This is a genomic window from Paraburkholderia sp. J63 (assembly GCF_905220245.1).
Lineage (GTDB): Bacteria > Pseudomonadota > Gammaproteobacteria > Burkholderiales > Burkholderiaceae > Paraburkholderia.
In genome coordinates this window covers 66,382-91,080 of record NZ_CAJMZF010000028.1, presented here as the reverse complement: position 1 = coordinate 91,080, position 24,699 = coordinate 66,382, and the positions used below count along the sequence as shown (strand labels likewise).

Annotated in this window: 19 protein-coding genes; all 19 read left to right on the top strand. The window is 59.1% G+C overall.

The window, feature by feature from the left end; genetic code table 11:
* Window positions 1-6: 6 nt before the first annotated feature.
* Window positions 7-909 (top strand): DUF4123 domain-containing protein, encoded by a 903-nt coding sequence (locus tag U5775_RS25980; RefSeq protein WP_322060976.1) that lies wholly within the window; start codon window positions 7-9, stop codon window positions 907-909.
* A gap of 515 nt (window positions 910-1,424) precedes the next feature.
* Window positions 1,425-1,862 carry a DUF3304 domain-containing protein gene (locus U5775_RS25975; protein ID WP_322060975.1) on the top strand — a complete coding sequence of 146 codons (438 nt, stop codon included), beginning with the start codon at window positions 1,425-1,427 and terminating at the stop codon, window positions 1,860-1,862.
* Between the two features lie 179 nt (window positions 1,863-2,041).
* Window positions 2,042-3,607: a DUF2235 domain-containing protein gene (locus tag U5775_RS25970; protein ID WP_322060974.1), complete on the top strand. Its 1,566-nt coding sequence runs from the start codon at window positions 2,042-2,044 to the stop codon at window positions 3,605-3,607.
* A gap of 22 nt (window positions 3,608-3,629) precedes the next feature.
* The gene (locus U5775_RS25965; protein ID WP_322060973.1) at window positions 3,630-3,881 is read left to right on the top strand and encodes a PAAR domain-containing protein; all 252 of its coding nucleotides are present in this window, start codon (window positions 3,630-3,632) and stop codon (window positions 3,879-3,881) included.
* Window positions 3,882-4,069: 188 nt separating this feature from the next.
* A complete protein-coding gene (locus U5775_RS25960) occupies window positions 4,070-5,122 on the top strand; it encodes a hypothetical protein (RefSeq protein WP_322060972.1) in 1,053 nt (350 codons plus the stop codon).
* The gene (locus U5775_RS25955) at window positions 5,119-8,679 is read left to right on the top strand and encodes an ImcF-related family protein (RefSeq protein WP_322060971.1); all 3,561 of its coding nucleotides are present in this window, start codon (window positions 5,119-5,121) and stop codon (window positions 8,677-8,679) included. Before U5775_RS25960 ends, U5775_RS25955 begins: the two co-directional genes overlap by 4 nt.
* Window positions 8,680-8,681: 2 nt before the next feature.
* Window positions 8,682-10,271, top strand: coding sequence for a type VI secretion system protein TssA (gene tssA / locus U5775_RS25950; RefSeq protein ID WP_322060970.1), 1,590 nt, complete (start codon window positions 8,682-8,684; stop codon window positions 10,269-10,271).
* An 18-nt stretch (window positions 10,272-10,289) separates the two neighbouring features.
* Entirely contained in the window at window positions 10,290-12,068 is a 1,779-nt protein-coding gene (tssF, locus tag U5775_RS25945; protein WP_322060969.1) for a type VI secretion system baseplate subunit TssF, read from the top strand.
* Window positions 12,065-13,159, top strand: a complete 1,095-nt coding sequence (gene tssG, locus U5775_RS25940) for a type VI secretion system baseplate subunit TssG (protein WP_322060968.1) — start codon at window positions 12,065-12,067, stop codon at window positions 13,157-13,159. Before tssF ends, tssG begins: the two co-directional genes overlap by 4 nt.
* A 20-nt stretch (window positions 13,160-13,179) precedes the next feature.
* Window positions 13,180-13,623, top strand: coding sequence for a DUF3304 domain-containing protein (locus U5775_RS25935; RefSeq protein WP_322060967.1), 444 nt, complete (start codon window positions 13,180-13,182; stop codon window positions 13,621-13,623).
* Window positions 13,624-13,646: 23 nt separating this feature from the next.
* Entirely contained in the window at window positions 13,647-15,485 is a 1,839-nt protein-coding gene (locus U5775_RS25930; RefSeq protein WP_322060966.1) for a DUF2235 domain-containing protein, read from the top strand.
* Window positions 15,486-15,571: 86 nt separating this feature from the next.
* Window positions 15,572-16,099 (top strand): type VI secretion system lipoprotein TssJ, encoded by a 528-nt coding sequence (gene tssJ, locus U5775_RS25925; protein ID WP_322060965.1) that lies wholly within the window; start codon window positions 15,572-15,574, stop codon window positions 16,097-16,099.
* Window positions 16,100-16,220: 121 nt separating this feature from the next.
* Complete coding sequence (locus U5775_RS25920; RefSeq protein ID WP_322060964.1) at window positions 16,221-16,679, top strand: hypothetical protein; 459 nt, start codon at window positions 16,221-16,223, stop codon at window positions 16,677-16,679.
* Between the two features lie 57 nt (window positions 16,680-16,736).
* Window positions 16,737-17,207: a DUF3304 domain-containing protein gene (locus U5775_RS25915; RefSeq protein ID WP_322060963.1), complete on the top strand. Its 471-nt coding sequence runs from the start codon at window positions 16,737-16,739 to the stop codon at window positions 17,205-17,207.
* 23 nt (window positions 17,208-17,230) lie between these two features.
* A complete protein-coding gene (locus U5775_RS25910; RefSeq protein ID WP_322060962.1) occupies window positions 17,231-19,063 on the top strand; it encodes a DUF2235 domain-containing protein in 1,833 nt (610 codons plus the stop codon).
* Window positions 19,064-19,124: 61 nt separating this feature from the next.
* Window positions 19,125-19,676, top strand: a complete 552-nt coding sequence (tssJ, locus tag U5775_RS25905) for a type VI secretion system lipoprotein TssJ (protein ID WP_322060961.1) — start codon at window positions 19,125-19,127, stop codon at window positions 19,674-19,676.
* A 122-nt stretch (window positions 19,677-19,798) separates the two neighbouring features.
* Window positions 19,799-21,436, top strand: coding sequence for a hypothetical protein (locus tag U5775_RS25900; RefSeq protein WP_322060960.1), 1,638 nt, complete (start codon window positions 19,799-19,801; stop codon window positions 21,434-21,436).
* A 359-nt stretch (window positions 21,437-21,795) separates the two neighbouring features.
* Complete coding sequence (hcp, locus tag U5775_RS25895; protein ID WP_322060959.1) at window positions 21,796-23,463, top strand: hydroxylamine reductase; 1,668 nt, start codon at window positions 21,796-21,798, stop codon at window positions 23,461-23,463.
* A gap of 38 nt (window positions 23,464-23,501) precedes the next feature.
* The gene (locus U5775_RS25890) at window positions 23,502-24,551 is read left to right on the top strand and encodes a 2Fe-2S iron-sulfur cluster binding domain-containing protein (RefSeq protein WP_322060958.1); all 1,050 of its coding nucleotides are present in this window, start codon (window positions 23,502-23,504) and stop codon (window positions 24,549-24,551) included.
* The last annotated feature ends 148 nt before the right edge of the window (window positions 24,552-24,699 follow it).

Sequence of the window (24,699 nt, the reverse complement as noted above, 5' to 3'; positions counted from 1 at the left end):
GGTTCCGTGTACCGCTATATTCTGTTCGATTCGAGCCAGCATATGCGCTTTTCCAGTCGACTTGACCGACTGGGCGCGCACTACATTTCGTTGTTTGACGGTCACGCGGAGGAGCCTTTCCGCGACATCGCACCGCTTCTGATTGACGTCACAGTTGCCTGTGAATTCACGCATGCTGTTGTTGAAGAGACGACACGAGTGGGCCTCATGAAACCCTGTATGAGTATGCTGGATTCGACCAAATCTCTTCAGGAACTCGGCGACCACCTCCGGCAGTTTCACCTTTTCGAGATGCCAAATGGCAAGTTGATGGTGATGCGATGGTACGACACGCGCATTCTCCCCGCGTTGATGGGCGTCCTGAGTCCTCGTCAGGCGGCAACATTTAGTGACGGTATCACTGCCTGGAAGTACTACGACCGCGTCGGCGCCGTTCAGGAGCAACGATTGCAAGTCGTTACGGACGGACATCGGCCACGAGAATCTATTCCGCTCACACTCGACACTGCGCAGGGGCAAGCGTTATTCGACGCAGCAGAGCCGGACGTGCTCATCTATGAACTTCGGCGAAACATTCGGGCGGAGATCGATCGCGTTCCTCGTCACGTATTGCATTCGTTTATTAGCAGTCAGTGGCAGAAGGCACGGCAATTTGGTGTAACGGACCGTGGTAATCAACTTGAGCTGATGATTCTCGCTCTTTCTACATCCGGAGCATACGTTGAACATGCCGTCGTAGCGGATCGTTTGAAAGCTGGCTTTGCTGACAACAAGGAATCGTTTCGACAATGGATAGAGAACCTTCCAGAAGAAGTCTGGAAAGTCGGCAAGCCGATTTGGGAAATAAGCGAAATGGACCTCGGAGGCTCGTTCGACCGAAGCGGAAACGAAACATCACTGGGACTCTAATGATGCGGGTGAAGCGTACTTTTTTCGCGCTTGCTTACGTCTGTGCTTTTTCCATCGTCGGTTTCATCATGCTCAACGCGCTTATCGCATCGGGTATCGACGGTGCCTATCGCCACATATGTGTAAGCGGCGATATGAGCGGGGGACTCGTTCTGTTTCTGGGATTTTCGCTGTTTGCTACCGTACCAGCATCTGTTTTCATTGGTTGCGCTGTCGCATGGGTGAAGCCGCAGCTGACCTGGAAGCGATTGTGCTACGGCCTTGGAGCCGCGTTGGCGTCTATCGTGGCGGCATATGTCGCGAGTTACTTGGGGACGGTACTGCTCCACACCGAGCAGCGAGCCTGTGAGACAAGGTGGACGTTTGCGGTTCCGACTCACGGCAACCGTTCTACGACATAGTCAGTTAGAAATCAAGGATCTGTGGAGCTAAAGCCCTGTGCGATGTAAGCGTCAGCCGCCCGTGCATAAGAGAATGGAGGTGGTTTGTAAACCTATTTAACAGGAATCAATCCGATGAGCTCGTTACGACTCGCCGCGAAAATAGTCGCTTCGATACTGCTTGCTTTTGCTCTGTCCAGCTGTGTGGCGAGCGACGAAACGATGGCGCTTGAAGTTGTTGGCTACAACCATACAAACCATGACATCGGCTTTTTCACCGTAAATGGCCAAGGCGGCGCATATCTTGGAAAGCATGAAGGCGGTGGTGGCTTCGTGTGTTGCGTCGCAATTCCCAATAACTACAAACCAGGCATGACAGTCACTGTTCGATGGGGCGGAGAGGAAGTCGGCAAGACACGGGAAAAGGTAGTAGAAGTACCGCCGTACAAGCCCGAAGACGGAGGTGCATTCAACGTTCACTTTCTTCGCGGCGGAGACGTTAAGGTATTCGTCACTATGTATATGTTGGGGCATCCAAAGTATCCACTCTCCGGTGCCGAAGCGAAGCTGTGATCTACATGACGCAATCTTGAGACTAGGAAAATATGTCAACGACAGCAACGATTCCGGATCCGGTCCCAGCTGAAGGCTATCGAAAGCTCTCACCCCGGGAAATGGCACAACGTCAACGCGCACTTACTTGCATCCGTAGCAGGGAGACAGCCCAGTGCCAAGGACAAGTCTATGTCACGATGTACTTCGACGGGACGAACAATAATAAGGAAGTCGATCAGCCGTTGAACGGACACAGTAATGTTGCAAGGCTCTTCAACGCCAGAATTGATGATCCGGCTAGTGGATTTTTTTCATATTACATTTCCGGTGTCGGAACTCCTTGCAAGGAGGTTGGTGACAACGATGGCGGAAAGGTCCTTTTTGGTTCCGTGCGTGCGGGCGGTGCTGCCGGCTACATGGGAGCCGACCGCATCAATTGGGGTATTACGCGAGTTTTTGAAGCGGTCCACGCATACGCTACCGGCGGCGCTCTTTTGTTTCCAGGCGCGACCGTTAAGACCATAGTCAACAACATGAGTTCTTCTGTTGGTGCGCTCTCGTTCGAAACAACGTACCGCAGGATGGTCTTGAACACGTGGGAGAAGAAGTTGACCGCCGCGGTCCAAGGCAGTCAAAGGAAGGTCACGCAAATTAACGTAGCGGTCTTCGGTTTTTCGCGCGGAGCCGCGGAAGCGAGGGCATTTGTAAACTGGTTCAGCGAGCTTGTGCGGCAGGACGATGGTGGGTATGAATTGGCAGGCCTGCCAATCCGTATTTATTTTGTCGGTTTGTTCGACACGGTCGCGTCCGTCGGAATTCCAAATGTCATGCCCGGCATCAACGGCCACCTAGCGTGGGCTGACGGGAGTATGGAGATCCCTGCGACGGTAGAGCAATGTGTGCACTATGTCGCACTCCACGAGCAACGCGCGAGCTTTCCGCTGGAGACAGCCAAATCTGTTAAGCAGAAGCTCTATCCTGGTATGCACTCTGACGTGGGAGGCGGCTATCTGCCCACCGAGCAGGGCAAGCTCGCGCAGTGTTCACAGATTCCGTTGAACGACATGCATTTTGAGGCGATACGAGCGGGAGTTCCGCTTTTGTTGATCGACGAGATCCGACAACGCAGCGATCTGAAAAAGGAATTCGACATCCCTAAGGCCTTGGCTACGGCGTACAACGAATATTGGGCTCGCTGCGGTATTCAGGCAGGTGGAGATGCGCTTGATTTGATACGCCAGCACACTCGCCAATACTTGCAATGGCGTGGGGGAATGCTCGTCGCCGGTAAAGATCTGACGACGCGCAGATTTTTTCGGGATGCCGAAAGGAAAGACAAAGACGACCTTTCAAATGCAGAGATTGATCTGATGGCCCAGATCAAGAAACTACGCCTCCAATTGAGCGCAGAGAATGTAGCTTCAAGTCATGTGGGCACTTATAGCCTCGCTGGGCTGTACGGAGGTGTCCCGCCGACCAAGTCGATCGATCCAGTTACACATAGTTTGCTCGCTGAATTGGATAGGCACGAAAATTTGCCGGACGAGGCGAAAGCTTTCTTCGACGACTACGTTCACGATTCACGCGCCGGATTCACTCTTCCAGTCGTGGGCCTTGAGCCTTCCGCCATAACCGCTGGTTATCTACGATATCGGAATATTTATGAAAATGAGCGTGCTTCTCTGAAAACGGCCTCGGTCCCGCAAGACGCATCGTACGATGCCAGCGGGTCGAGTTCCACGCCACAGATGGCTTTGACGTAACCGTATAAGCGAGCAGGCTGATATGAGAAATTTCATTCGACTGGGTGATAGTACCGATCATGGCGGCAAAGTGATCACTGCGTCAAAGAAGGTTCGCATGCGTGGCCGATTTGTGGCACGAAAGGGAGATCAAGTGACGTGCCCGAAGCATCCTGATGTGCGTCCCAATCTGATAACGGAGGGCGATCCAAAGGCCAACGACAATGGGGTCCCGCTTGCTAGGGATGGATATCATGCGACGTGCGGTTGCAGATTGATCTCCAGTTTGGGTTGACGATGCCAGTCGAGTTACCGCCGTCGCATGAGGACCAAACGCCGCCTTCACCGCCCAACTTGTTTATTTGGGGCGGTGTTGGCGTTTTGCTTGCCGCGTTCGGGGTAGCCCTGTCGATATGGACGTGGCCACACGGGAAGTCAACCGCAGATCCGTGGTTCGGGGTCCGGACCGCGGTTCTTCCGGCCATGTTCGCCGGCTTCGTCTTCGGCCTGAGGTGGCTTTACTATGGTCAACAAGTTTCGATTCATGAGGCAGAAAAGGAAACCGCTTTAGCTGATCGAACGGAAGCGATCAGGTTTGGCCGCGAGCCTCTCACTGTCCTTGGACTAACGTACCTTACTGCCATGGGAAGCTGGGCCATTGGCGCACGCATTGCGAGCGGAGAGCGCGCGCTCCGTTCCCAACAATCAGCGATTACAGGCATAGCGCAGCGTCGAACTCAACTCGACCTTCTCGATGGTACGGAGAGTTTGGAGCGCTTTCAGCTATGCCTAACTGAATTGATGCTCAATGCTCGTTCCATGATTCAGAGCGTGCCGTCAAACATGCCGCTTGACGTGTATTTAGAAATGCCAGAAGCGTTAAGCGATGACCAGATCCAAGACGCTTGGCGCAATTGCGCGAAGTCGACCGGAATTACATTAGCAGAGCCGCTCCGCCTCACAAAAGATGAAGGCTTGATGGCTATCGATGAGTGGCTTGACATTCATGGTGGACCGTCGCTGGAGAAGTTCGGGTTGTTCATATCCGTTGAAGTTTCTGACGACGCCTCGCCGAACACTTCGGAGGCTGCCGTAGCGATGCTGATGGCATGGGCACCACTTGTTCAACGCATAGGCCTTGACGCAATTGCTCAGCTACATCGACCGGTGGAAGTGTCGGGTGAACTGACCGTAGACGAAGTGTCAGAGAGTTTGCTATGGGGAATCGCCGAGCCGAAGGAAATTTGTGATCTCTGGCAGACCGGCCTCATTGGGAATGACGAGGACATTCTGTCAAAGGCTGTGTCCGATCTCGAACTCGGATTGGTCGAGGCAAATGAGCCTGCCGGCGTCCACGACATCGATGCGGCGTTGGGAAATGCCGGCGTAGCAGCAGCTTGGCTCGCCGTTGCGCTCGCAGCTGAACAGGCGCACGAAGCAGGATCACCACAACTCGTATGTAGCCGGCAAGGCTCCATTCGATTGGCCATGGTTCGGGCCGCAGGGCAAATAAATCAAGCGGAACAGACTGGATGAAAAACAAGAAGGTATTGGGATACTGGATTGTCGTCGGAACGATGACAATCGGGCTGGCTGCAACTGCCTTGTTTAAAGGCGAGTCGATCAATCCCTCGCCGACGGTCCGAGTGCTCGCGGTGTTGCTTGCGGGGGCGGTTCTACTGCTGCTCCAAAGTGCGCTCGCATGGGCTTGGAGACGGTTTGCCCAGCTCGCTCCGACCAGGAAATCTGACCGATACGCTCGTGACGCAGCTGCTCGCGTTGTATCGACTGAGAATCTAAATTGGGAAGCGGAACTCGAACAGGAGTTACGTACCCGATTTGGTTGGCGCTGGAATTATTGCTTGCCATGGGTGCTCGTGTCCGGTGATGACCGCCTTGTTACAAACCAGTTACCTTTCCTGGCGAAAAAGCAGTGGACCGTAACCAATGATGTCGTTCTTCTTTGGGCACCGCGAAACAAGAGTGGGTTGCCCGATGAAGCATGGTTACTCAAGCTCCGCAAACTTCGTAGGCACCGACCCATTGACGCCGTTGCGCTCGTCATTGATGGCCGGGCCGAGGCATTCACGTCGGAGCGGCGTTCAGCATCACTCGGCTCTCTGCTTTTTGGCATAACCCGCGTGTTGCGCTTTTCGGCACCCGTCTACCTGGTTGCTGATTCAGGCATCAAAGCGTTGGACAAAGAAGCTACTGAACCGATCGGTTGCCTCCTTCCACGAAAATACGATCCTGCCACTACGGCAGACGCTTTATCGGCCCTCGGCAACCGGCTCGCTGTTACTGGAACCCGGCATATTGCCGAGGATTTGCGGCGCCGTTACCTCGCTGGACTGTCGGTGCTAATTGAGCACCGTTGCAAGACACTTGCTGATTTCCTGGTGGCGCTATCGACGTCCGTGAGAAGCTCAGTGGACATTCGAGGTTTGTGGTTTTTGCCTGCAGCGGGAGGTGCGATCACGGCGGACCCAGAGACGGCTGGTTTGCCCGCGATCTGGAGCGTAATTGGAAAGGCCGGCAGCAAAGCCGGCGGCCGCCGCACTGGCTGGCACCCCAGCACGATTTGTGCGTCGGTTGTTATTGTTTTGATGTGTATCTGGATTGCCGGCATGTTCATCTCCGCCGGAGACAATACGCGAGAGCTCGTGTTCGCAAACCGGCTGGCCAGTCAACTCGCCTCGACGCCTGACGGCCGCCCTGGCCTGCACACGCTGCTCGATATCCAGCAAGACATTGAACGTTTCGAATACCGCGCGTCGGCAGGCGCACCGTGGTATTCGCGCTTCGGCCTCAACCGCGATAAATCGATTCTCGCCGGCCTGTGGCACGCCTATACCCCCGCGAGTCGTCGTTTGCTCGTCTCACCGACGCAGCAGGGACTCGAATCGTCGCTGACAACCGTGGCCGCCATGCGCACGGACGTTTCGGATGAGAGCACGAGCCAGCAGGCACTGGCTGGACACAAGACACTTCGCACCTACCTCATGCTTGCTGAGCCGCAGCGGGCCGACGCAAAGGCGATGGTGCCTGAACTGACGTGGAACTGGATCACCAACGCCAGCCTGACCGTCGGCGAGCGACAGGACCTCGCTCACCAGTTTTTCCCGTTCTTCGCGCAGCATCTGCCGTCGCACCCGGAGTGGGCGATCCAGCCGCGTACGGATCTCGTGAATAACACACGACAGGTGCTCCTCGCCCTGATCGGGACAAGCAATTCGACGGACACGATCTATCACTCGATCCTGGACGCGGCTACCGGCAAGTACGGCGATCAGTCGCTTGCTACGCTGCTGGCTGGGACCGATGCGCGCGGCCTGTTCCGCACCAGCGCCACGGTGCCAGGTGTCTATACGCGGCAGGCATGGGACGGGCAGATCGCGCAGGCGATCGATGAAGCGGCGCAACGCCAGAACGTGACGGCCGACTGGGTGTTGAACGCATCGGCAACGACTCAACCGACCCAGTCGGTCGATGCGCTTCGCAAGGCGCTGCGTGACATGTATTTCGACGAATACGCCCGACAGTGGCAGGCTTTCGCCAACTCGATTCAGTGGGTGAGCGCTCCTACGCTGCCCGCGATTGCCGAACAGCTACGCCTCTTCGCGGATTCCCGTCAGTCGCCCATGATCGCGCTGATGAAAGCGCTCGAGTATCAGGGCCGCGCGGGGGAGAACATCGCGTCGCTTTCAGATAATCTCGTCGCCAAGGCCCAAAGCCTGATGGGGGGCCGCGCCTATGCTGGAGCAGTGGAGGGCGCCGCGCAGGCCGTCATTCCTACCGCTCCTCTGGATGCGTCCTTCGGTCCGGTCCTGCGTCTCGTCAGTGCTGCCCAGCCACAGGGCAAGGTTGACTCGAACATCAGCCTGCAGCGCTACCTCGACGCCATTACAACGTTGCGTTTGAAGATCGAGGCCATGACCAACAGCGGGAGCATGGATGATCAGGCCCGGCAGGTTGCGCAGGCGCAGTTCCAGGGCAAGAGTTCCGAGCTATCCGATACCCGTACCTACGCGAGCCTCGTCGCAGCGAGCCTCGGGGAGCAGTGGTCAGGGCTCGGGGATTCGCTTTTCCTGCGGCCCGTTGACCAGGCCATGCAGGCAGTCATGCAGCCGGCACAGGCGAGCCTGAACGATGCCTGGCGACAGACCATCGTTGAGCCATGGGCGCGTGCGTTCCAAGGACGCTATCCGTTCGCCTCGAGCGATGACGACGCGTCTTTCCCGGAGCTCGTTCGTTTCCTGCGTGACCAGACCGGCCTTGTACCCGCGTTCATCAACCAGCAACTCGCCGGTGCGCTTGAGCTGCATGGCGATCGCTGGGTGCCGGGCAGTGCCGGCGCGGGGCTGCGGTTCGATCCGGCATTCCTGAAGGCGATCAACGTGCTGCAGGGCATCGCGTCTCACATGCTCGCATCCGGCGCCGCGCAGTACCGCTTCGATCTGATGCCGCAACCGAGCGCCGATGTCACGGAAACGCAGCTCACCGTCGACGGACAGACGCTGAGGTATCTGAACTCGGCCGATCGGTGGCAGCCGTTCGTCTGGCCGGGTAACGATCTGCTCGTCACCGGCACGCGCCTTGAGTGGCAGACCGTGCAATCTGGCCTGAACAAGGGTTTCGAAAGGCAGGGACGTTGGGCATTCGTGCGCATGCTGGCGTCGGCCAGCATCGAACCGCTCTCGGATACGCGATACAAGCTGACGTGGCTCGCCTCGCCAGGTCCTGTACCGGCCACCGCGGCGGCCGCCGCGGTGGCGTCGACACCGGCCTCGGCTGCGGCGCCAACGATGGCGAGTGACTCCACGACGCTGACGGCGAAGGCGCCCGAGGCTGCGGTGCCGAAAAACGTTACACACCCGCTCACGTATGTGATGCGCACCGACGCAGGCCGCGGCCCACTGGAACTCCTCGCCCTGCGTGGTTTCGCGATACCCACGAGAATCTTCGCGCCGGCTGCAGCGTCGGGCGCTGGGGCGAAGACCGCAGGGCCGCCGCCGCTGCCAGCGTCGGCGGTCGCAGCCGCCCGTCACGCGGCGATTTCACTTCCTCACGGTGCAGCGCCTGACACCGAATGAACATGTTCGCCAATTTCATCAAGCAGCTCTTCGGCGCACGCAACCCGGATGAGCTTGCACGTGAGCGGTTCAGCGCATGGGAAGCTTGGCTCAAGCCGCTACCGTCCGCGGACGGGAAGGGCGTGGGCCGGGATCCCGGATACGACGACGCCTTTATTGCGGTCAAGGAAGAGATCGGCAAGCTGTCCGACATCGACGATGCGTTGATCGTCCAGTCCTGCCAGCAGATGCTTTGTGAAGCCGGCAAGGATCTGCGTCTTGCGGGCTACTACGTCTTCGCCCGTGTCCGTCAGGATGGCGCGGCAGGTTTGGCGGACGGCCTCGAGCTCATTGCTGCACTTGTCGACCGTTTCGGACATGCGCTGCTACCGGGCCGCGACGAAGCGAAGCGCTCGGCGATCGAATGGGTTGCGACAGCGCGCGTACTGGAACAGCTTGACCGCCACGGTGAGTTTGCGCCGGCGGAGCTCGAACGGTCGATGGCGGCGCTGAACCTGCTGGTTGGCAAAACGGGGGAATGGCCCGAGGCAGCCCGCCCGAACCTCCAGGCGCTGGTGTCCCGTTTCGAAGGCAGCGAAGACGTGGTGCGGCCGGTGCCAGAGGGTTCTACCGCGATGTCGGGCGGAACGGGAGCGCTCGGCGGTGGTGCGACACCGATTGCCTCGACACGCGATGCGCTTGAGCATACCCGCATGCTGGCGAAATACCTGCGCGACGAAGATCATGGCTACCTGCCGGCTGCCCGTCTGGTGCGCTGCATGCGCTGGGATACCGTTCATGAAGTACCGCCGGCCGATGCGCAGGGCCGCACACGTCTTGTGCCGCCGCGAGCCGAGCTGCGGCAGCAGTTCAAGCGGCTCGTCCTGCAAAAGCAGTGGCCAGAGCTGCTTGAACGCGTGGAAGGCGCGTACATGGAAGGCGTCAATCACCTGTGGCTCGACCTGCAGTATTTCCAGCACGTCGCACTTGATCACGCCGGGTCGCCGTACACGGAGTGGCGCGACATCCTGCGCACGGACTTCGCGCTTTTCCTCGAGCGCCTCCCTGGTATCCAGAAGCTGGCCTTCAACGACGGCACGCCGTTCGCCGACGACGCGACGCTCGAGTGGATTGCGAGCCATGCGGTCGTGCGCAATCTCGACCAGGGCGAAGCGCTCGCAGCATTGCCCGTGTCGACCGACGATGAAGATGGCGCCGTCGCGAACTGGCAGGAGATGGAGGAGCAGGCGCACGAGCTCGCGCAGTCACAGGGTATCGAGGTCGCTTTTGCCTGGATCGATGGGTTGCCCGGAATCCGCACTGACCGCCAACGCTACCTGCAACGCTGGGTCATGGCGCGCGTCGCCGATGGCGCGGGACGGCCGGAGATCTGCGTTCGCCTGCTGAACGAGCTGGACGCCGGGGGCCCGCTGTTCCGGCTCGCAGGATGGGAGCCGTCGCTGACATTCGAGGTCAAGCACCATCTGCTCAAAACCCTCAAGGCATCCATGAACCGGAAGGATGCCGACAAACCGGCCATCACCCGGCAGATTGAAAAACTCGGCAATGAGATGACCGTGCTCGATCCTGCACGGGCCATCGCCGTTCTGTAAGAAGACAGGAGATATTGCATGAACGACGATTCCACGCTGCGCTATTACGAAGCCGAGATGCGCTACCTGACCGAAGCCGGTCGGGAGTTTGCCAATACCCATCCGGATCGCGCACGGATGCTCAATCTTGATCGCGTGGGCGAGCGCGATCCCTACGTCGAGCGGCTTTTCGAAGGCTTCGCGTTTCTGGTCGGGCGCCTGCGCGAGAAACTCGACGACGAACTGCCGGAAATCACCGAGGCGCTAGTGAGCCTGCTGTGGCCACACTATCTGCGTACGCTCCCATCGCTCTCCATCCTTGAGCTCGAGCCGGACTTCGGCACATTGCAGAAACGCGAGACGATTCCGGCCGGCATTGAAGTGCGTTCCGATCCTATCGGCCAGGAGGGCACGCGCTGCACTTATCGCACGACGTGGCCGGTGGACCTGCTGCCGCTGCACCTGAAGTCGGCCAGCGCCGGCACGCGCGCGGACGGGCGTTCGACCATCCGTCTGACGTTCCAGATCGAAGCCCAGTCGCGACAGAACACGCTGAACGTGCCGCACCTGAGGCTCTACCTGAACGCGGACCGGCCGGTGGCCATGGCCCTGCATCTCGCGCTGACACGTCACGTCGACGATATCCTGCTGCGGATACCTGCTGTACGCGATGGCGAGCCGAAATCGTTGCCCGACGCCTGTTTCGCGACGACCGGTTTCGCGGCCGACGAGCGGTTGTGGCCGAAGCCGGACAACGCCTTTGGCGGCTATCAGCTGCTCCTGGAATATTTCAGCTTTCCCGAGAAGTTCCTTTTCGTTGACCTTCACGGCATTGATCTCGCCTCCCTCGCGCCGAGAGTGACCGAGTTTGAGATCGAGGTGGTACTGAACCAGGCGTACCCGGCCGATCTGCGGTTCTCGGAAAAGAACATCCGGTTGTTCTGCACGCCAATCATTAACCTGTTCCGCATGGACGCGGAGCCGATCCGTGTCGATCATCAAGCCACGTCTTACGTTGTGCGGCCGCGGCTGCGCCATGGTGAGCACGTTGAAACGTATTCGGTCGATGCGGTCGATGCGCACGATCACGCATCCGGAGACCGCGTCGAATACGTACCGTTCTCGAGCTTCAAGCACCGCGGCGGTATGCTCCGGCACGATGCGCCCGAGCGTTACTACCATACGCGCGTCCAGCAAGGCGTGAAGGGTCTCTACGAAACGTGGCTGGTGCTGGGCGGCCACGCGTGGGAAAACGCCGAAGAACTGCCGCGCGAAACGCTGTCGCTGCGCGTCACGGGTACGAACGGCATGCTGCCGCGCAAAGGCTTGCGCGAAGCCAGCATCAACGAAATGGGGAAAGGCATCTCGAACGTCGCGCGCGTGCGCAACCTCGTTTCTCCCACACTGCCGCTCCATCCGCCGACCGGCGACCGCTTCCAGTGGCGCATCCTGTCTCACCTGACGCCGAATTACCTGTCGTTGCTCGACGCGGAAGTGCTGCGTGGCACACTCGGCCTCTACGACTGGACCGACGGCGAGATGAACCGGAGACGGCTCAACGGCATCCAGAAGGTGACCCGCAAGGGCTTGCGCAAGGTCATGCAGGGCGCCGTCGAGCGAGGTGTGCAGATCGAGGTGACCCTTGACAGTCATGCATTTGCCGGTGAGGGCGACATGATGCTCTTCGGTGAAATGCTGCACCGCTTTTTTGAACTCTATGCCGACGTGAACCTGTTCACGCAACTCGTCATCGTCAGTCTGCCAACGCAGGAGCGCGTCGAGTGGCCGGCCAGCAAGTCGGACAGGGCGCCGCTATGAGCGAGATGGATGTCGTGCGCGGTAACGGACATGCACGCAGGCCTAAACTTGCGCCGCTGGTCCGCGCGCTGCTGTCCGCGGCGCCGCGCATGAATGTGCTCCAGTTGCTGCGCCTGCTCGAGCTCCAGTCGCCGGACAAACCCGGCTTCGGGACACAGGACACGCCGGAGCATGAGCCGGTGCGTTTCCAGCCACGAGCGCGCGCAGGCTTCCCGACCTCCGAAGTCGCGGGTATTTCGTTCGATGACGAGAACGAGGATGCGCCGCCATCGGTGCAGACTACCTTCCTTGGCCTCTACGGTGTCGACGCGGCGATGCCGCCACATCTGATCGACGACATCGTGCTGCGCCGGGAAGGGTACGAGAAGGCCATGGCCTTTCTCGATATCTTCAACCATCGCATCGTCTCGCTCCTCTATCGCGCCTGGCTCAAGTACCACTACCCGGTCAATTTCCGCCCCGGCGGCACAGACGCGATCTCGAAATATCTACTGTCTCTCGCAGGGTTCGGTATCGGGGATCCGGCGGGCAAATCCGGGCTGGCGCCGTCCCGGCTTCTGGCACTCGTTGGGCTCTTCATGCAGCGTACGCGACCGGCCGAGGGGGTAGCAGGCGTTGTGGCCCATCTGCTCAACGGCGCGGCCGTCACGGTGCGCGAGTTCTACGCGCAGTGGACGCCGGTCGAGCAACAGCAGGGGTTGACCGCAAGACCGAGCGCACGCAGGGCAAACGCGCCGGCGTTGAGCGGTCTGGGTGATGGCCACGTGCTAGGCGCTCGCGTGCTGGATCGATCACAGGCTGTGCTCATCACCATCCGGCCGCTTGATGTCGCCCAGACGCACGCGCTGCTGCCGGGAGAGGTCCTCCATCAGGATCTGATGCGCCTCGTGGGCCTTTACCTCGGTGATAAGGCGGACGCGGTATTACGCATGGAAATTCCTGCCTCGGCGGCGCCTACGCTTGCACTGACGGGCGGCTCCACACCAGTTGGAGTGCACCGGCCACGTCTGGCCTGGACAGCACTGCTGATGCCCGCGGTCGACCAGACGGTGACGATCAATCTTGGTCGCTATGACTCGCTAGAGCTGTGAAACATAACAAGGACGCAAACATGAATCGCTTACTCAAAATTGTTGCCTTTGTCTCGATCCTCGCACTTTCGGGCGCATTGGCCCTCCATCGCACCGCGAAAGCCGATGAGACCATGGGCCTCGACGTTGTGGGCTACAACCATACAGACCACGATATCGGCAATTTTTCCGTTAACAGTGAAGCTGGTTCCTACATAGGCAAGCACGAACAAGGGGGGTTTGCCTGCTGTGTAGCTCTTCCTGCGAAATTTAGCCCCGGCATGACCGTGACGGTGAAGTGGACGGATGCCTACAACAAGAACCCCCAAAGCCGCATTGTCACAGTTCCGCCTTTTAGTCCAAAAGACACAGGAGTATTTGCAGTGCACTTTCTCCGGAGTGGTGAGATCAAGGTGTTCGTCACAGACCTCGTTTTCATAACTAATCCGGACTACCCGCTCAAGGGCGATGAAGCCACGATGTAGATCAAATAAAAAGGACGAAGAGAATGTCTTACACGATCACGATTCCGGAACCGCTCCCTTCAGATGGCTATCGCCAGCTTTCCCCACGCGAATTGGCTAAACGAGCTGCTGCGATGGATTGCATACACAAGCAGGAGGCTGGCCATTGCCAAGGGCAAGTGTATGCCACCGTATTTTTCGATGGAACCGGCAACAACCAAGACTGGACAGAGCCCAAGACCAGCGGTACACAGAAGGATCGGAACAAACACAGCAATGTCGCTCGGCTTTTTAACGCCGCAATTCCGGATGCAAAGTCAGGATTATTTCCGTGGTACATCACTGGTGTTGGCACCCCAATGTCGGACATCGGCGACAACAACCAGAGCGGGAATACGCTCGGCTTGGGTGCTGGTTACATGGGAGCTGACCGTATTAACTGGAGCATCACGCGAATCCTGAATTCAATACATGCGTATGCCACGGATGGCCATGTGCTAATCACCGATGATGCAGCCAAACAGCTCGTTAACTCCATCAGTTCCAGCTCGAATTCCGATTCAGGAGGGATGATGGGCGGAACACTCGCCGCCTCCATCACTGTCGGTTTAGGGGCAAAGTTAGGACAGACGCTGGCGAACATGGCTATGGAAAAGCAACGCCGTATCGCGGCCCTACGCAAATGGGAAGACAAGCTCGAAGTGGCCCTGAAGAATAGCCAGCGCAAAGTTACCTCCGTCAACGTCGCAGTTTTCGGATTTTCGCGTGGCGCAGCAGAAGCTCGCGCATTTTCGAACTGGCTGGGTGAATTGCTTAGGCAGAACGACGGCGGCTATAACACACTGGCAGGCGTACCGATACGTCTGTATTTCATGGGTCTGTTCGACACCGTCGCATCCGTGGGTGTCCCCAACATGATACCTGGTGTAAATGGCCATATGGCATGGGCGAGTGGCACGCAATCTATCCCGTCGTTTGTCGAGCAGTGCGTCCATTTCGTTGCGTTGCACGAACAACGTGCATGCTTTCCTCTTGAAATGGCCTCCAATGTTCGTCAAGTGGCATACCCCGGCATGCACTCGGATATCGGCGGCGGATACCTGCCGACTGAACAGGGAAAGACCGGACAACTGTCACAGATTCCGTTGAACGACATGTACTACGAAGCAGTTAAGGCGGGTGTCCCGCTCTTGTCTCGCGATGAGATCAATAGCCGCCCCGCGCAGAAATCAGCCTTTGAAATTTCCGCTGATTTGCTTGCCACTTATAAAGGCTACTGGAGCGATAACCATATCGTTACGAGTGCGTCTGGCCAGAGTGGTGTGCTGGATATGATTCATCAGCATACGCGCCAGTATCTGCAGTGGCGCAAGGCATTGCCGACACAGCTAGATCTTAAAAATCGCAATTACTATACGGCCGCAGCACAAGATGACAGGTTGCAATTGAAAGAGGCGCAGGACGATCTGGCGGAACAGGTAAGCGCAATTCGCACGAGTCTGCAATCTCCACTGAAGACCGTAGGAACCGAAGCGATGCTAGGTCTGCTCTCACCCGTTAAAGCGGCAAAGTACGCTTGGGAGCATCGCCCGACAAGTGGTGAAACCCGCGAATTGTTTTCGGCTGTCACCGAAAATGCCGTTGTCCCAGACGGCGTGCATAGGCTTTTCAATGACTACCTGCACGACTCACGCGCTGGATTCCGGATTCCGACAAATATGGAACCACAGGACATTACGGGCGGGTACCTGCGCTATCGGAATGTATATCAGAATAGCCAGGAGCAGATTGTTGCGTCATCAGCGCAGGAACCTACAGCACCCGGAGCCCAGCAAGTTGCGCAAGACGCGTTGGCTGGCACTGGGGAAGATGCCACTGCGTAAGCAGTGCTTCAGGGGTATTCAAAATGCCTTCGAAATTCAGATCGCTACGATTCATTGAGCACATGAATCACGGAGGACCAGTGCGGATGTTTCCTGTAGTGGCCACAGCAGGCTTGTGCCTCATGCTGTCGGCGTGTGGTGCGTGGCAATCGGTGTCGGACGGCACGGCGAGCGCTTATAACGCAGTGTTCCACAAGACCGTCAAGACGCTCAACGTTGACCTGAGCGCGCGGTCATCGCTGAACAGCTCTTCGGGCTCGCAGCCTTTTTCGGTTGCCGTGCGTATCTATCAGCTCAAGGACCACAAGGGAGTTGATGCTGCATCATACGACGACCTGCTTAACGACGACCGTGCGGTGCTTGGCGCAGATCTCCTGGATATGGCCAGCGTCGTCGTGTCCCCGGGTGGGGCGGTGAACGTCACGCAACCGATGAAGGCCGATACGCAATACGTGGCGGTGGCCGCGTTTTTCCGTGACGCGACGGGCAGCACGACCTGGCGTCGTGTGATTGCGAAGAAAAAGCTGTCGGCAGACGATCCTCTCAAGCTCGAACTCGTCGGCAACGATCTGGTGGCCGACGGCGACACACAAAAGACGCGGCCCGCACAGTGAAAATCGCGCGCCTGTTTGGCACGCCAGGTGATTCCCGCTATTAATTTCGAGGAACTGCAGCAGGCGTGTGACGGGCCGGGCAGTCCTCGTGCAGGTTAGTGAACGGACGGTGAGATACACGATGAAGCAACGCTTCGCTCTGGGTAATGGCAAGAAGGTTGCGGCCCGATCGACTTCTGAAGGCGAATGGGTCAAGGAGATGACACTGCGGGGCCGCCACGATGGAATGGCACAAGCCATGCTGCTCGGTGCGATAGTGGGCTCGTGGTCCGTGGCCGGTAACCCCGTGCGGGTCCAGGGCATAGTGCCCGGCGTGTCGCTCATGATTGAGGCGCCACTGCCGGGCCGGCCGGCGGACGTCGACCAGGTTGACCAAGTTGTAATTTCGGCATCCGAAGCGTTCTGGCCGCAGTTGCGTGACTGGAGCATGATCGATCCGCCGCCTCAGGAGGCCTTCCGTCTGATCGTGCAGGATGTGGTGATTCATTGTGGCTGTCTTGACTGTGGGGTCCACTTTAACAGACCTCGTTTTCATAACCGGACTACCCGCTCAAGGGCGATGAAGCTACGAGGTAGATGAAATAAAAATACCGATCCAAATATCTTATTTGGTCACACGACACAACAGTCGAGCAATATGATGACACTAAGAAAATTAGTTTTGAGACTGGCTTTCGCACTGCTGAGTGCCTTGATTTCCAGTTGTCATGCTGAGCCTAACAACGGTAATGCCTACACCTCGTCTAGCAACCAAACGATGGGGCTCGATGTTGTGGGCTATAACCATACCGATCACGCTATCGGCGATTTTTCAGTGAATGATCGAGGTGGCGCATTTGAAGCCGCGCACAGTGGCGGTGGGGCTTCCTGCTGTATTGCCATTCCGGAGAAATACACCCCTGGCATGACCGTGACGGTGACATGGACGGATCAGTATAACGAGCATCCACAAAGCCGTGTTGTCCCCGTTCCTCCATATACCTCGGAAGACGGAGGTGAGTTTCATGTCCACTTTCTTCGTAATGGAGAGATCAAGGTATTCGTCACTGCCATCATTTTCTTAAGCAACCCAGATTACCCTCTTAAGGGTGCTGAAGCGAAAATGTAAAATTGATAAAAAGGAAAATCCACATGTCGTACTCGGTCAACATTCCTGAACCGCTGCCTGCAGACGGTTACCGCAAACTCAGCCCTCAAGAATTGGCCCGAAGGGCTGCCGCAATGCAGTGCATTCACGAGCAAGGAGCCGGGCATTGCCAAGGGCAGGTGTACACCACATTGTTTTTCGACGGCACGGGCAACAACCTAGAGTGGGTGGAGCCCAAGACAACCGCTAATCAACAAGCCCGTAACAAACACAGTAACATTGCTCGCTTGTTTAATGCCAGACTTGAGGATCGCGAAAATGGGATTTTTGCAGACTATATCCCAGGTGTCGGCACTCCCTTTGACAAGCTCGGTGACAACAACCAGAGTGGTGATAAACTCGGCTTGGGAGCAGGCTACATGGGGGCCGACCGCATCAACTGGGGTATAACAAAGGTTCTTAACGCGGTACATGCTTACGCTACCGGTGGCCACGTTCTGCTCACCGACTCCGCAGCCAAAGCTATTGCTAACTCGATCAGCTCAAATGCTCCCTCCGCAGAATCAAGCACAACGTCCGGGAGTTTGATAGCCGATCCTGGTGTAGCGGCAGGGGAAATGCTAGCGAACATGGCGTTTGAAAAGCAACGGCGTGTCGCAGCCCTACAAAAGCAGGTAGAAAAACTTGCGGCGGTGCTAAAAGGCAGCCAGCGAGCGATTACCTCGATTAACGTCGCGGTGTTTGGCTTCTCGCGTGGTGCGGCAGAAGCGCGAGCATTCACGAATTGGCTGAACGATTTGCTGAAACACGATGACGGCGGATACTTCACATTGGCGGGCGTTCCGCTACGCCTGTATTTCCTTGGATTGTTCGACACCGTTGCATCTGTTGGTGTTCCAAACATGATACCCGGTGTGAACGGCCACATGGCTTGGGCCGATGGCACTCAGTCCATTCCTGGAATAGTGGAACAGTGCGTTCACTTCATTGCGCTGCACGAACAGCGCGGCTGCTTTCCACTTGAGATGGCTTCCAACGTCCGTCAAGTGGCTTATCCGGGTATGCATTCGGACGTAGGCGGTGGCTACCTACCCACCGAGCAGGGCAAAGCTAGCCAGCTATCACAGATTCCATTGAACGACATGTGCTACGAGGCGTGCAAGGCGGGGGTACCGCTGAGATCACGTGATGAAATCAATAGTAAGGGATTCGAAGCACTCAAGAAGCAGTTTGATATCCCGGCGGATTTACTCGCGGCTTATAAGGAATACTGGAAGGATAACCATATTGGCACGAGTGTATCAGGCAAGGAAGGTGTGCTGGACATGATTCGTCAGCATACGCGTCAGTACCTGCAATGGCGCAAGGCGCTTCCGTCGAATATGGACCTGAAAAGCCGTCATTTCTACAATCGAGCCGCACCTGATGATCAGGCGCAATTGTCCGAGGCGCAGGACAATCTGGCCGAACAGGTGCATGATATTCGCCCACGCCTGCAAGCCGTCTTGAAAACAGCGGGAACTGAAGCGGTTCTCGGCTTGCTCTCGCCCGTAATGGCAACAAAATATGCATGGGAAAAGCGTCCAGTGAGCAGCGAAACGCGCCAACTGTTTTCTGCTGTGACGGAGAATGATGGCGTGCCTACTTCCGTGCAAAAGTTCTTCGACGATTATGTGCACGATTCGCGCGCAGGGTTCCGGCTTCCCACCAGAATGGAGCCTCAGGACGTTACCGGGGGCTATTTGCGCTATAGGAATGTCTATCAAAACTCCCGTGAGCAAACTGTAGCTTCTATACAAGAGGACGGCAGTGCAGTTCCAACTGAGGAGTTGGCGCAGGACGCGTTGGCCGGAACTGATGAAGGGTACGCCGTATGAGCGGTCATTGCGAATACCGGGAATATGCACAGTTGCCTTATCGCTACGACTCGCTGAACTCATGAATCACGGAGGACCTGTGCGGATAGTTTCAGTAGTGGCCATAGCAGGCTTGTGCATCATGTTGTCGGCCTGTGGTGCATGGCAATCAGTATCGGATGGCACAGCGAGTGCCTATAACGCAGTGTTCCACAAGACCATCAAGACGCTGAACGTTGACCTGAGCGCGCGATCATCGCTAAACAGCACTTCTGGCACCCAGCCGTTCTCGGTTGCCGTGCGTATCTATCAACTCAAAGACCGCAAGGGATTTGATGCCGCGTCGTATGACGATCTTCTCAATGACGATCGCACCGTGCTTGCCCAGGATCTCCAGGATATGGCCAGCGTCGTCGTGTCTCCAGGTGGGGCGGTGAACGTCACGCAGCCGATGAAGGCCGATACGCAATATGTTGCCGTAGTTGCGTTTTTCCGTGACGCGACGGGCAGCACGACCTGGCGTCGTGTGATTGCGAAGAAAAAGCTGTCGGCAGACGATCCTCTCAAGCTCGAACTCGTCGGCAACGATCTGGTGGCCGACGGCGACACACAAAAGACGCGGCCCGCACAGTGAAAATCGCGCGCCTGTTCGGCACGCCAGGTGATTCCCGCTATCAATTTCCAGGAACTGCAGCAGGCGTGTGACGGGCCGGGCAGTCCTCGTGCAGGTCAGTGAACGGACGGTGAGGTTACAGGATGAAGCAGCGCTTCGCTCTGGGTGATGGCAAGAAGGTTGCGGCCCGATCGACTTCTGAAAGCGAATGGATCAAGGAGATGACACTGCGGGGCCGCCACGATGGAACGGCACAAGCCATGCTGCTCGGTGCGATAGTGGGCTCGTGGTCCGTGGCCGGTAACCCCGTGCGGGTCCAGGGCATAGTGCCCGGCGTGTCGCTCATGATTGAGGCGCCACTGCCGGGCCGGCCGGCGGACGTTGACCAGGTTGACAAAGTTGTAATCTCGATATCCGAAGCGTTCTGGCCACAGTTGCGTGACTGGTGCATGATCGATCCGCCGCCCGAGGAGGCCATCCGTCTGATCGTGCAGGATGTGGTGATTCATTGTGGCTGGGATCAGTATGTCTCGTGGCTCCCCGGTGTCATGGACGTTGTGATCAAGGACGATCCTGCTGCTCCCAGCGTAGCTGCGGCCCGTGAGTGGGTGCTCAAGTCGCGATTGTTCCCGCGCACTTCCCGGTCAGCTTCCCCGGCGCGACGTCCGATGCCGGCTTCCTCTGCCCTTGGGCCGACCCCGGTCGAGAACGCGATCGAGCGTGCGTTGCAGTGTCTGCTGCGTGCATCGGATCCGGAATTTATCGGTTTGCCGCACCCAGTACGTTACCGCGCTACAGGTGCACTTGACGCCTGGGAGGCTGTGTGGCGCGCAACTGGCCGCGAAGGGGCCCGGTTTGTGGGCTGCCTGCGCGACCCGCGGTACGCGCCCCTGGCGATGAGTGCTTCACTGCCACGCTTCATTGAGGCGCAGAGCCGACTCAATCTGCGCTCGAGCGAAGACGGAAAGCTGGCGATGATGCTCGCGAACATGCACTGCCTTGACGAACTGTTCTGGCAGCGAAAGGGTGCGCTCTACGAACCGACTGCAGCATTGCACGAGTTGATGGAGGTCAGTGATATTGGGCATGATGTGCCGCCGCGATCGCTGCGCCTGCCTGCGAAGACGTTGTGCATTATTCCCCCGCCGTGCGAACGCAATCGCCCGGGTGGGTTGACTGCGCTTACCCTGTTCGAACATGAAGGTCTTCCTGACGAAACAACCGGTGGTCGCAGATTGACTGTCGCCGCCTGGCAGGCGCCGAGCGCCAATCTACCCTATGGCTCATGGCTGGCGCATGACATGCATTGGGACGATGCAGCAGCAGCCATTAGCGGGATTCGGGAATCGACCCTTCGGGAGTGGGCGATACCCGAGGAGCGAATCGCATTTTGGCAGCATGTGATGGACTACCTGGTCAAGATCCTGTTGTACCTGTCGCTTGATCACGTGCCAATCGTGCAGGATCAGGCATACAGCAGGGCACCGCGTGAATTTGCGGGACTGGGCAAACGCCGGCGGCATGAGCGGCTCGCGGAAATCGGGCGGCTCTATGACCGGTACATCGTGGGTCCCGCAGTCCTCGAGGAGCACAACGTCGAGCGTGGCGGTGCCACCGGTGCTGGCGTCGAGGTGCGGCCTCACTGGCGCCGGGGACATTTCCGGATGCAAGTGCATGGGCCGGGCTTCGCGCAGCGCAAACTGATTTTTGTGATGCCCATGCTCGTACGGGCAGACCGGCTGGTCGGTGTGGCCGACGAAGGCAAGATCGAATGCGAGTGATGGGCAACCGGGCAAGGTCGGTACTTACGAAACAGATCCGTTCTAAATCAGTGCCCCTTCGCTTTTGCTGACTGAAGCCCGTGCTCCGCAAGAAGGGGGCTTTTCGTTTTCGACGCACAGTAAGCGCGTCGAATGAATGCACCGACGCCGCGCTGCGGCGTTTTCGCACAGGCAAACGGTTCGGCGCTCGAACCGGCTCTTTTTCTGATCTACGTCACGGCAAAACTTCCTCACAGGAGTGACCATTTAAAAGATGCGTTGAATTTGCATCTTACAAGGCTGCTCATCGCGATCCGACGGTCGATACATCGTCGCCAATCTCGCGCCCGCGCCGTCACCCACAAGGAAAGGAGAAAGCCGTGTTTTGCTATCAATGTGAACAGACCGACCGCAGCAACGCCACGCCAGGCTGCGCGTCGGCGAAGGGCAACTGCGGCAAGGACGCCACCACCGCGGATCTGCAGGATCTGCTGATCCACGCGGTCAAGGGTATCGCCCAGTACAACGCGCTCGCGCGCGAGCTAGGCAGCCCCGACCGCGAGGCCGACCGGTTCATCCTCTATGCGATGTTCACGACGCTCACCAACGTGAACTTCAACGCCGCGCGCTTCGTGGGCATGCTGCGCGAGGCCGCGCAGCATCGCGACCGCGTGAAGAAGGCTTCGGAGACGCTGGCGTTCGCGCAGGGCGTCGCGGTGCAGGAGCCCGCGGGTCCGGCGCGCTGGCAACCGGGCGCGAACGTCGGGGAGCTGCAGGCGCAGGCCCGCTCCGTCGGCGTGGATGCGGGGCTCGAGACGCTCGGCGCCGACATCGTCGGGCTGCGCGCGCTGGTGCTTTATGGCCTCAAAGGCGTCTGCGCGTACGCGCATCATGCGCGCGTGCTCGGCTACGAAAGCGAGGAGGTCTATGCGGGCGTGGAGGCGGCGCTCGACTTTCTCGCGCGCGAGCCCGCGCAGGCCAATGAGCTGCTCGAGCACGCGCTCGCGCTCGGGAGCCTGAACCTCAAGGTGATGGAGTTGCTCGATGCCGCCAACACGGGCCGCTTCGGCAACCAGCAGCCCACGGCCGTGCGCATGACGCCGGTGGCGGGCAAGGCGATCCTCGTCTCCGGCCACGATCTGGGCGACCTCGAAGCCTTGCTCGAAGCCACCAAAGACAGCGGCGTGCAGATCTACACGCACGGCGAGATGCTGCCCGCTCACGCTTATCCGAAGCTCAAGGCCTGGCCGCACCTCGCGGGCAACTACGGCGGCGCCTGGCAGGACCAGCAAGCGGATTTCGCGAACTTCCCCGGTCCCGTGCTGATGACCTCGAACTGCCTGATCGAGCCGCTGCCGCAGTATCGTCAACGCGTCTTCACGACCGGTCCGGTGGGCTGGCCCGGCGTGCGCCATCTCGAACACGGCGCATTCGCGCCGCTCGTGCAGGCGGCGCTGGCGTTGCCCGGTTTCCGCGAGACCGCGCCCGAGGAGACCCTCACGGTGGGCTTCGCGCGCCACACGGTCCTCGGCGTGGCGGACAAGGTGATCGACGCCGTGAAGGCCGGCCAGATCCGCCACTTCTTCCTGATCGGCGGCTGCGATGGCGCAGCGCCTGGCCGCAACTACTACACCGAGTTCGCCGAGGCCGCGCCCGACGACACCGTGGTCATGACGCTCGGCTGCAACAAGTACCGCTTCAACCGGCACGCGTTCGGCGACATCGGCGGCATTCCTCGTCTGCTCGACCTCGGCCAGTGCAACGACAGCTATTCGGCCATCCGCATTGCCGTCGCGCTGGCCGAAGCGTTCGAATGCGGCGTGAACGATCTGCCGCTCTCGCTCGTGATCTCGTGGTTCGAGCAGAAGGCCGCCGCGGTGCTGCTCACGCTGCTTGCGCTCGGCATCCGCAACATCCGCCTCGGACCGACCTTGCCCGCCTTCATCACGCCGGGCGTGCTGCAGATCCTCGTCGAGCAGTTCGGCATCCAGCCGATCGGCGATGCCCATGCGGATCTCGCCGCGGCGCTCGGGCGCAAGGCTGCGTGAGGCGCAGTGATCTTCAACGAGGGAGCGCTGAGGCATTCATGAGCCATCGAATCGAAATCACCACGCGCGACGGCCAGGCGTTCGAGTTTGCGTGCGAGCCGGGACAGGACGTGCTGGCGGCCGCCGCGCAGGCGCAGATCACGCTGCCGTCGCAGTGCCGGCGCGGCAGTTGCGGCGCGTGCCACGCAAGCGTTGCCGAGGGCGACTACGCGCTCGGCGCGCACAGCGCCGACGCGCTGCCGCCCGGCGATCCGCACGCGGTCCTGCTCTGCTGCACGACGCCGCGCAGCGACCTGCGCATTGCCGCTCCGTACGACGGCACGAAGGTGCTGTTGCAGCCGGTGCCGGTGCGCCGCGCGCGCATCGCGGCGCTGGAAACCATCGCGGACGACACCTGCCGCCTCGAACTGCAACTCGAGCCCGACGACGCCTACGGCAGCGCCGCCGAGTTCGAAGCGGGCCAGTTCGTCGAGCTGGAATTGCCGGACAGCGGCGTGCGCCGGCCGTTCTCGCTCGCGAACACGAGCAACTGGGACGGGCGGCTCGAACTGCTGATCCGGCTGCGCGCGGACGGCGTGTTTTCGTCGTATCTGTGCGAACGCGCACGCGTGGGCGATGCGCTGATCGTGCACGGCCCGCAGGGCGGCTTCGGCCTCTTCGCCGAAAGCCTGCGCCCGCGCTGGTTCGTGGCGGGTGGCACGGGGCTCGCGCCGGTGCTCGCGATGCTGCGTCGCATGGCCGAATACCAGGAGATGAACGACGCGCGTCTGATCTTCGGCGTGAACCGCGAGAGCGAGCTTTTCATGGTCGGCGAGCTCGAGCGGCTGCGGGCGGAGCTTGCACGGTTGGATGTCGAGCTTTGCGTGCGCGATGGGGACGATAAAAGCGAAAAGGACGATGGCGGCGCGGCATGGAGCGGCTTTCGCGGCACGCCGGTCGACGCGCTGGAGGCGGCGCTTGCGTCGGCCGATGCGCTGCCTGACCTCTACGTGTGCGGTCCGCCCGGCATGGTGAGCGCCGCGCAGGCGGTGGCGGCTGCGGCAGGCGTGCCCGCCGCGCAATTTGCCAGCGAGCGCTTTGCCGTCTGACGTGGCGCCTCATGTTTCACCTTGAACCTCGCCCACGAGCGAGGTTTTTTCTTATGAGCTGCCGTTGCGCATCGGGCGGCGTGCGCGGAGCACGTTCGACATCGCCGGAAATCGTCTATTGACATTTCGTCATTAAACGTCAAAATGT

What these genes read in the sequence shown, in the direction of transcription:
- tssG (WP_322060968.1), top strand. Translation starts at nt 12,065, where the DNA reads ATGAGCGAGATGGATGTCGTGCGCGGTAACGGACATGCACGCAGGCCT.
- U5775_RS25900 (WP_322060960.1), top strand. Translation starts at nt 19,799, where the DNA reads ATGAAGCAGCGCTTCGCTCTGGGTGATGGCAAGAAGGTTGCGGCCCGA.
- U5775_RS25915 (WP_322060963.1), top strand. Translation starts at nt 16,737, where the DNA reads ATGATGACACTAAGAAAATTAGTTTTGAGACTGGCTTTCGCACTGCTG.
- tssJ (WP_322060965.1), top strand. Translation starts at nt 15,572, where the DNA reads ATGTTTCCTGTAGTGGCCACAGCAGGCTTGTGCCTCATGCTGTCGGCG.
- U5775_RS25910 (WP_322060962.1), top strand. Translation starts at nt 17,231, where the DNA reads ATGTCGTACTCGGTCAACATTCCTGAACCGCTGCCTGCAGACGGTTAC.
- U5775_RS25965 (WP_322060973.1), top strand. Translation starts at nt 3,630, where the DNA reads ATGAGAAATTTCATTCGACTGGGTGATAGTACCGATCATGGCGGCAAA.
- U5775_RS25960 (WP_322060972.1), top strand. Translation starts at nt 4,070, where the DNA reads ATGTTCGCCGGCTTCGTCTTCGGCCTGAGGTGGCTTTACTATGGTCAA.
- tssA (WP_322060970.1), top strand. Translation starts at nt 8,682, where the DNA reads ATGTTCGCCAATTTCATCAAGCAGCTCTTCGGCGCACGCAACCCGGAT.
- U5775_RS25920 (WP_322060964.1), top strand. Translation starts at nt 16,221, where the DNA reads ATGAAGCAACGCTTCGCTCTGGGTAATGGCAAGAAGGTTGCGGCCCGA.
- tssF (WP_322060969.1), top strand. Translation starts at nt 10,290, where the DNA reads ATGAACGACGATTCCACGCTGCGCTATTACGAAGCCGAGATGCGCTAC.
- U5775_RS25975 (WP_322060975.1), top strand. Translation starts at nt 1,425, where the DNA reads ATGAGCTCGTTACGACTCGCCGCGAAAATAGTCGCTTCGATACTGCTT.
- U5775_RS25955 (WP_322060971.1), top strand. Translation starts at nt 5,119, where the DNA reads ATGAAAAACAAGAAGGTATTGGGATACTGGATTGTCGTCGGAACGATG.
- U5775_RS25930 (WP_322060966.1), top strand. Translation starts at nt 13,647, where the DNA reads ATGTCTTACACGATCACGATTCCGGAACCGCTCCCTTCAGATGGCTAT.
- U5775_RS25970 (WP_322060974.1), top strand. Translation starts at nt 2,042, where the DNA reads ATGTACTTCGACGGGACGAACAATAATAAGGAAGTCGATCAGCCGTTG.
- tssJ (WP_322060961.1), top strand. Translation starts at nt 19,125, where the DNA reads ATGAATCACGGAGGACCTGTGCGGATAGTTTCAGTAGTGGCCATAGCA.
- U5775_RS25935 (WP_322060967.1), top strand. Translation starts at nt 13,180, where the DNA reads ATGAATCGCTTACTCAAAATTGTTGCCTTTGTCTCGATCCTCGCACTT.
- U5775_RS25890 (WP_322060958.1), top strand. Translation starts at nt 23,502, where the DNA reads ATGAGCCATCGAATCGAAATCACCACGCGCGACGGCCAGGCGTTCGAG.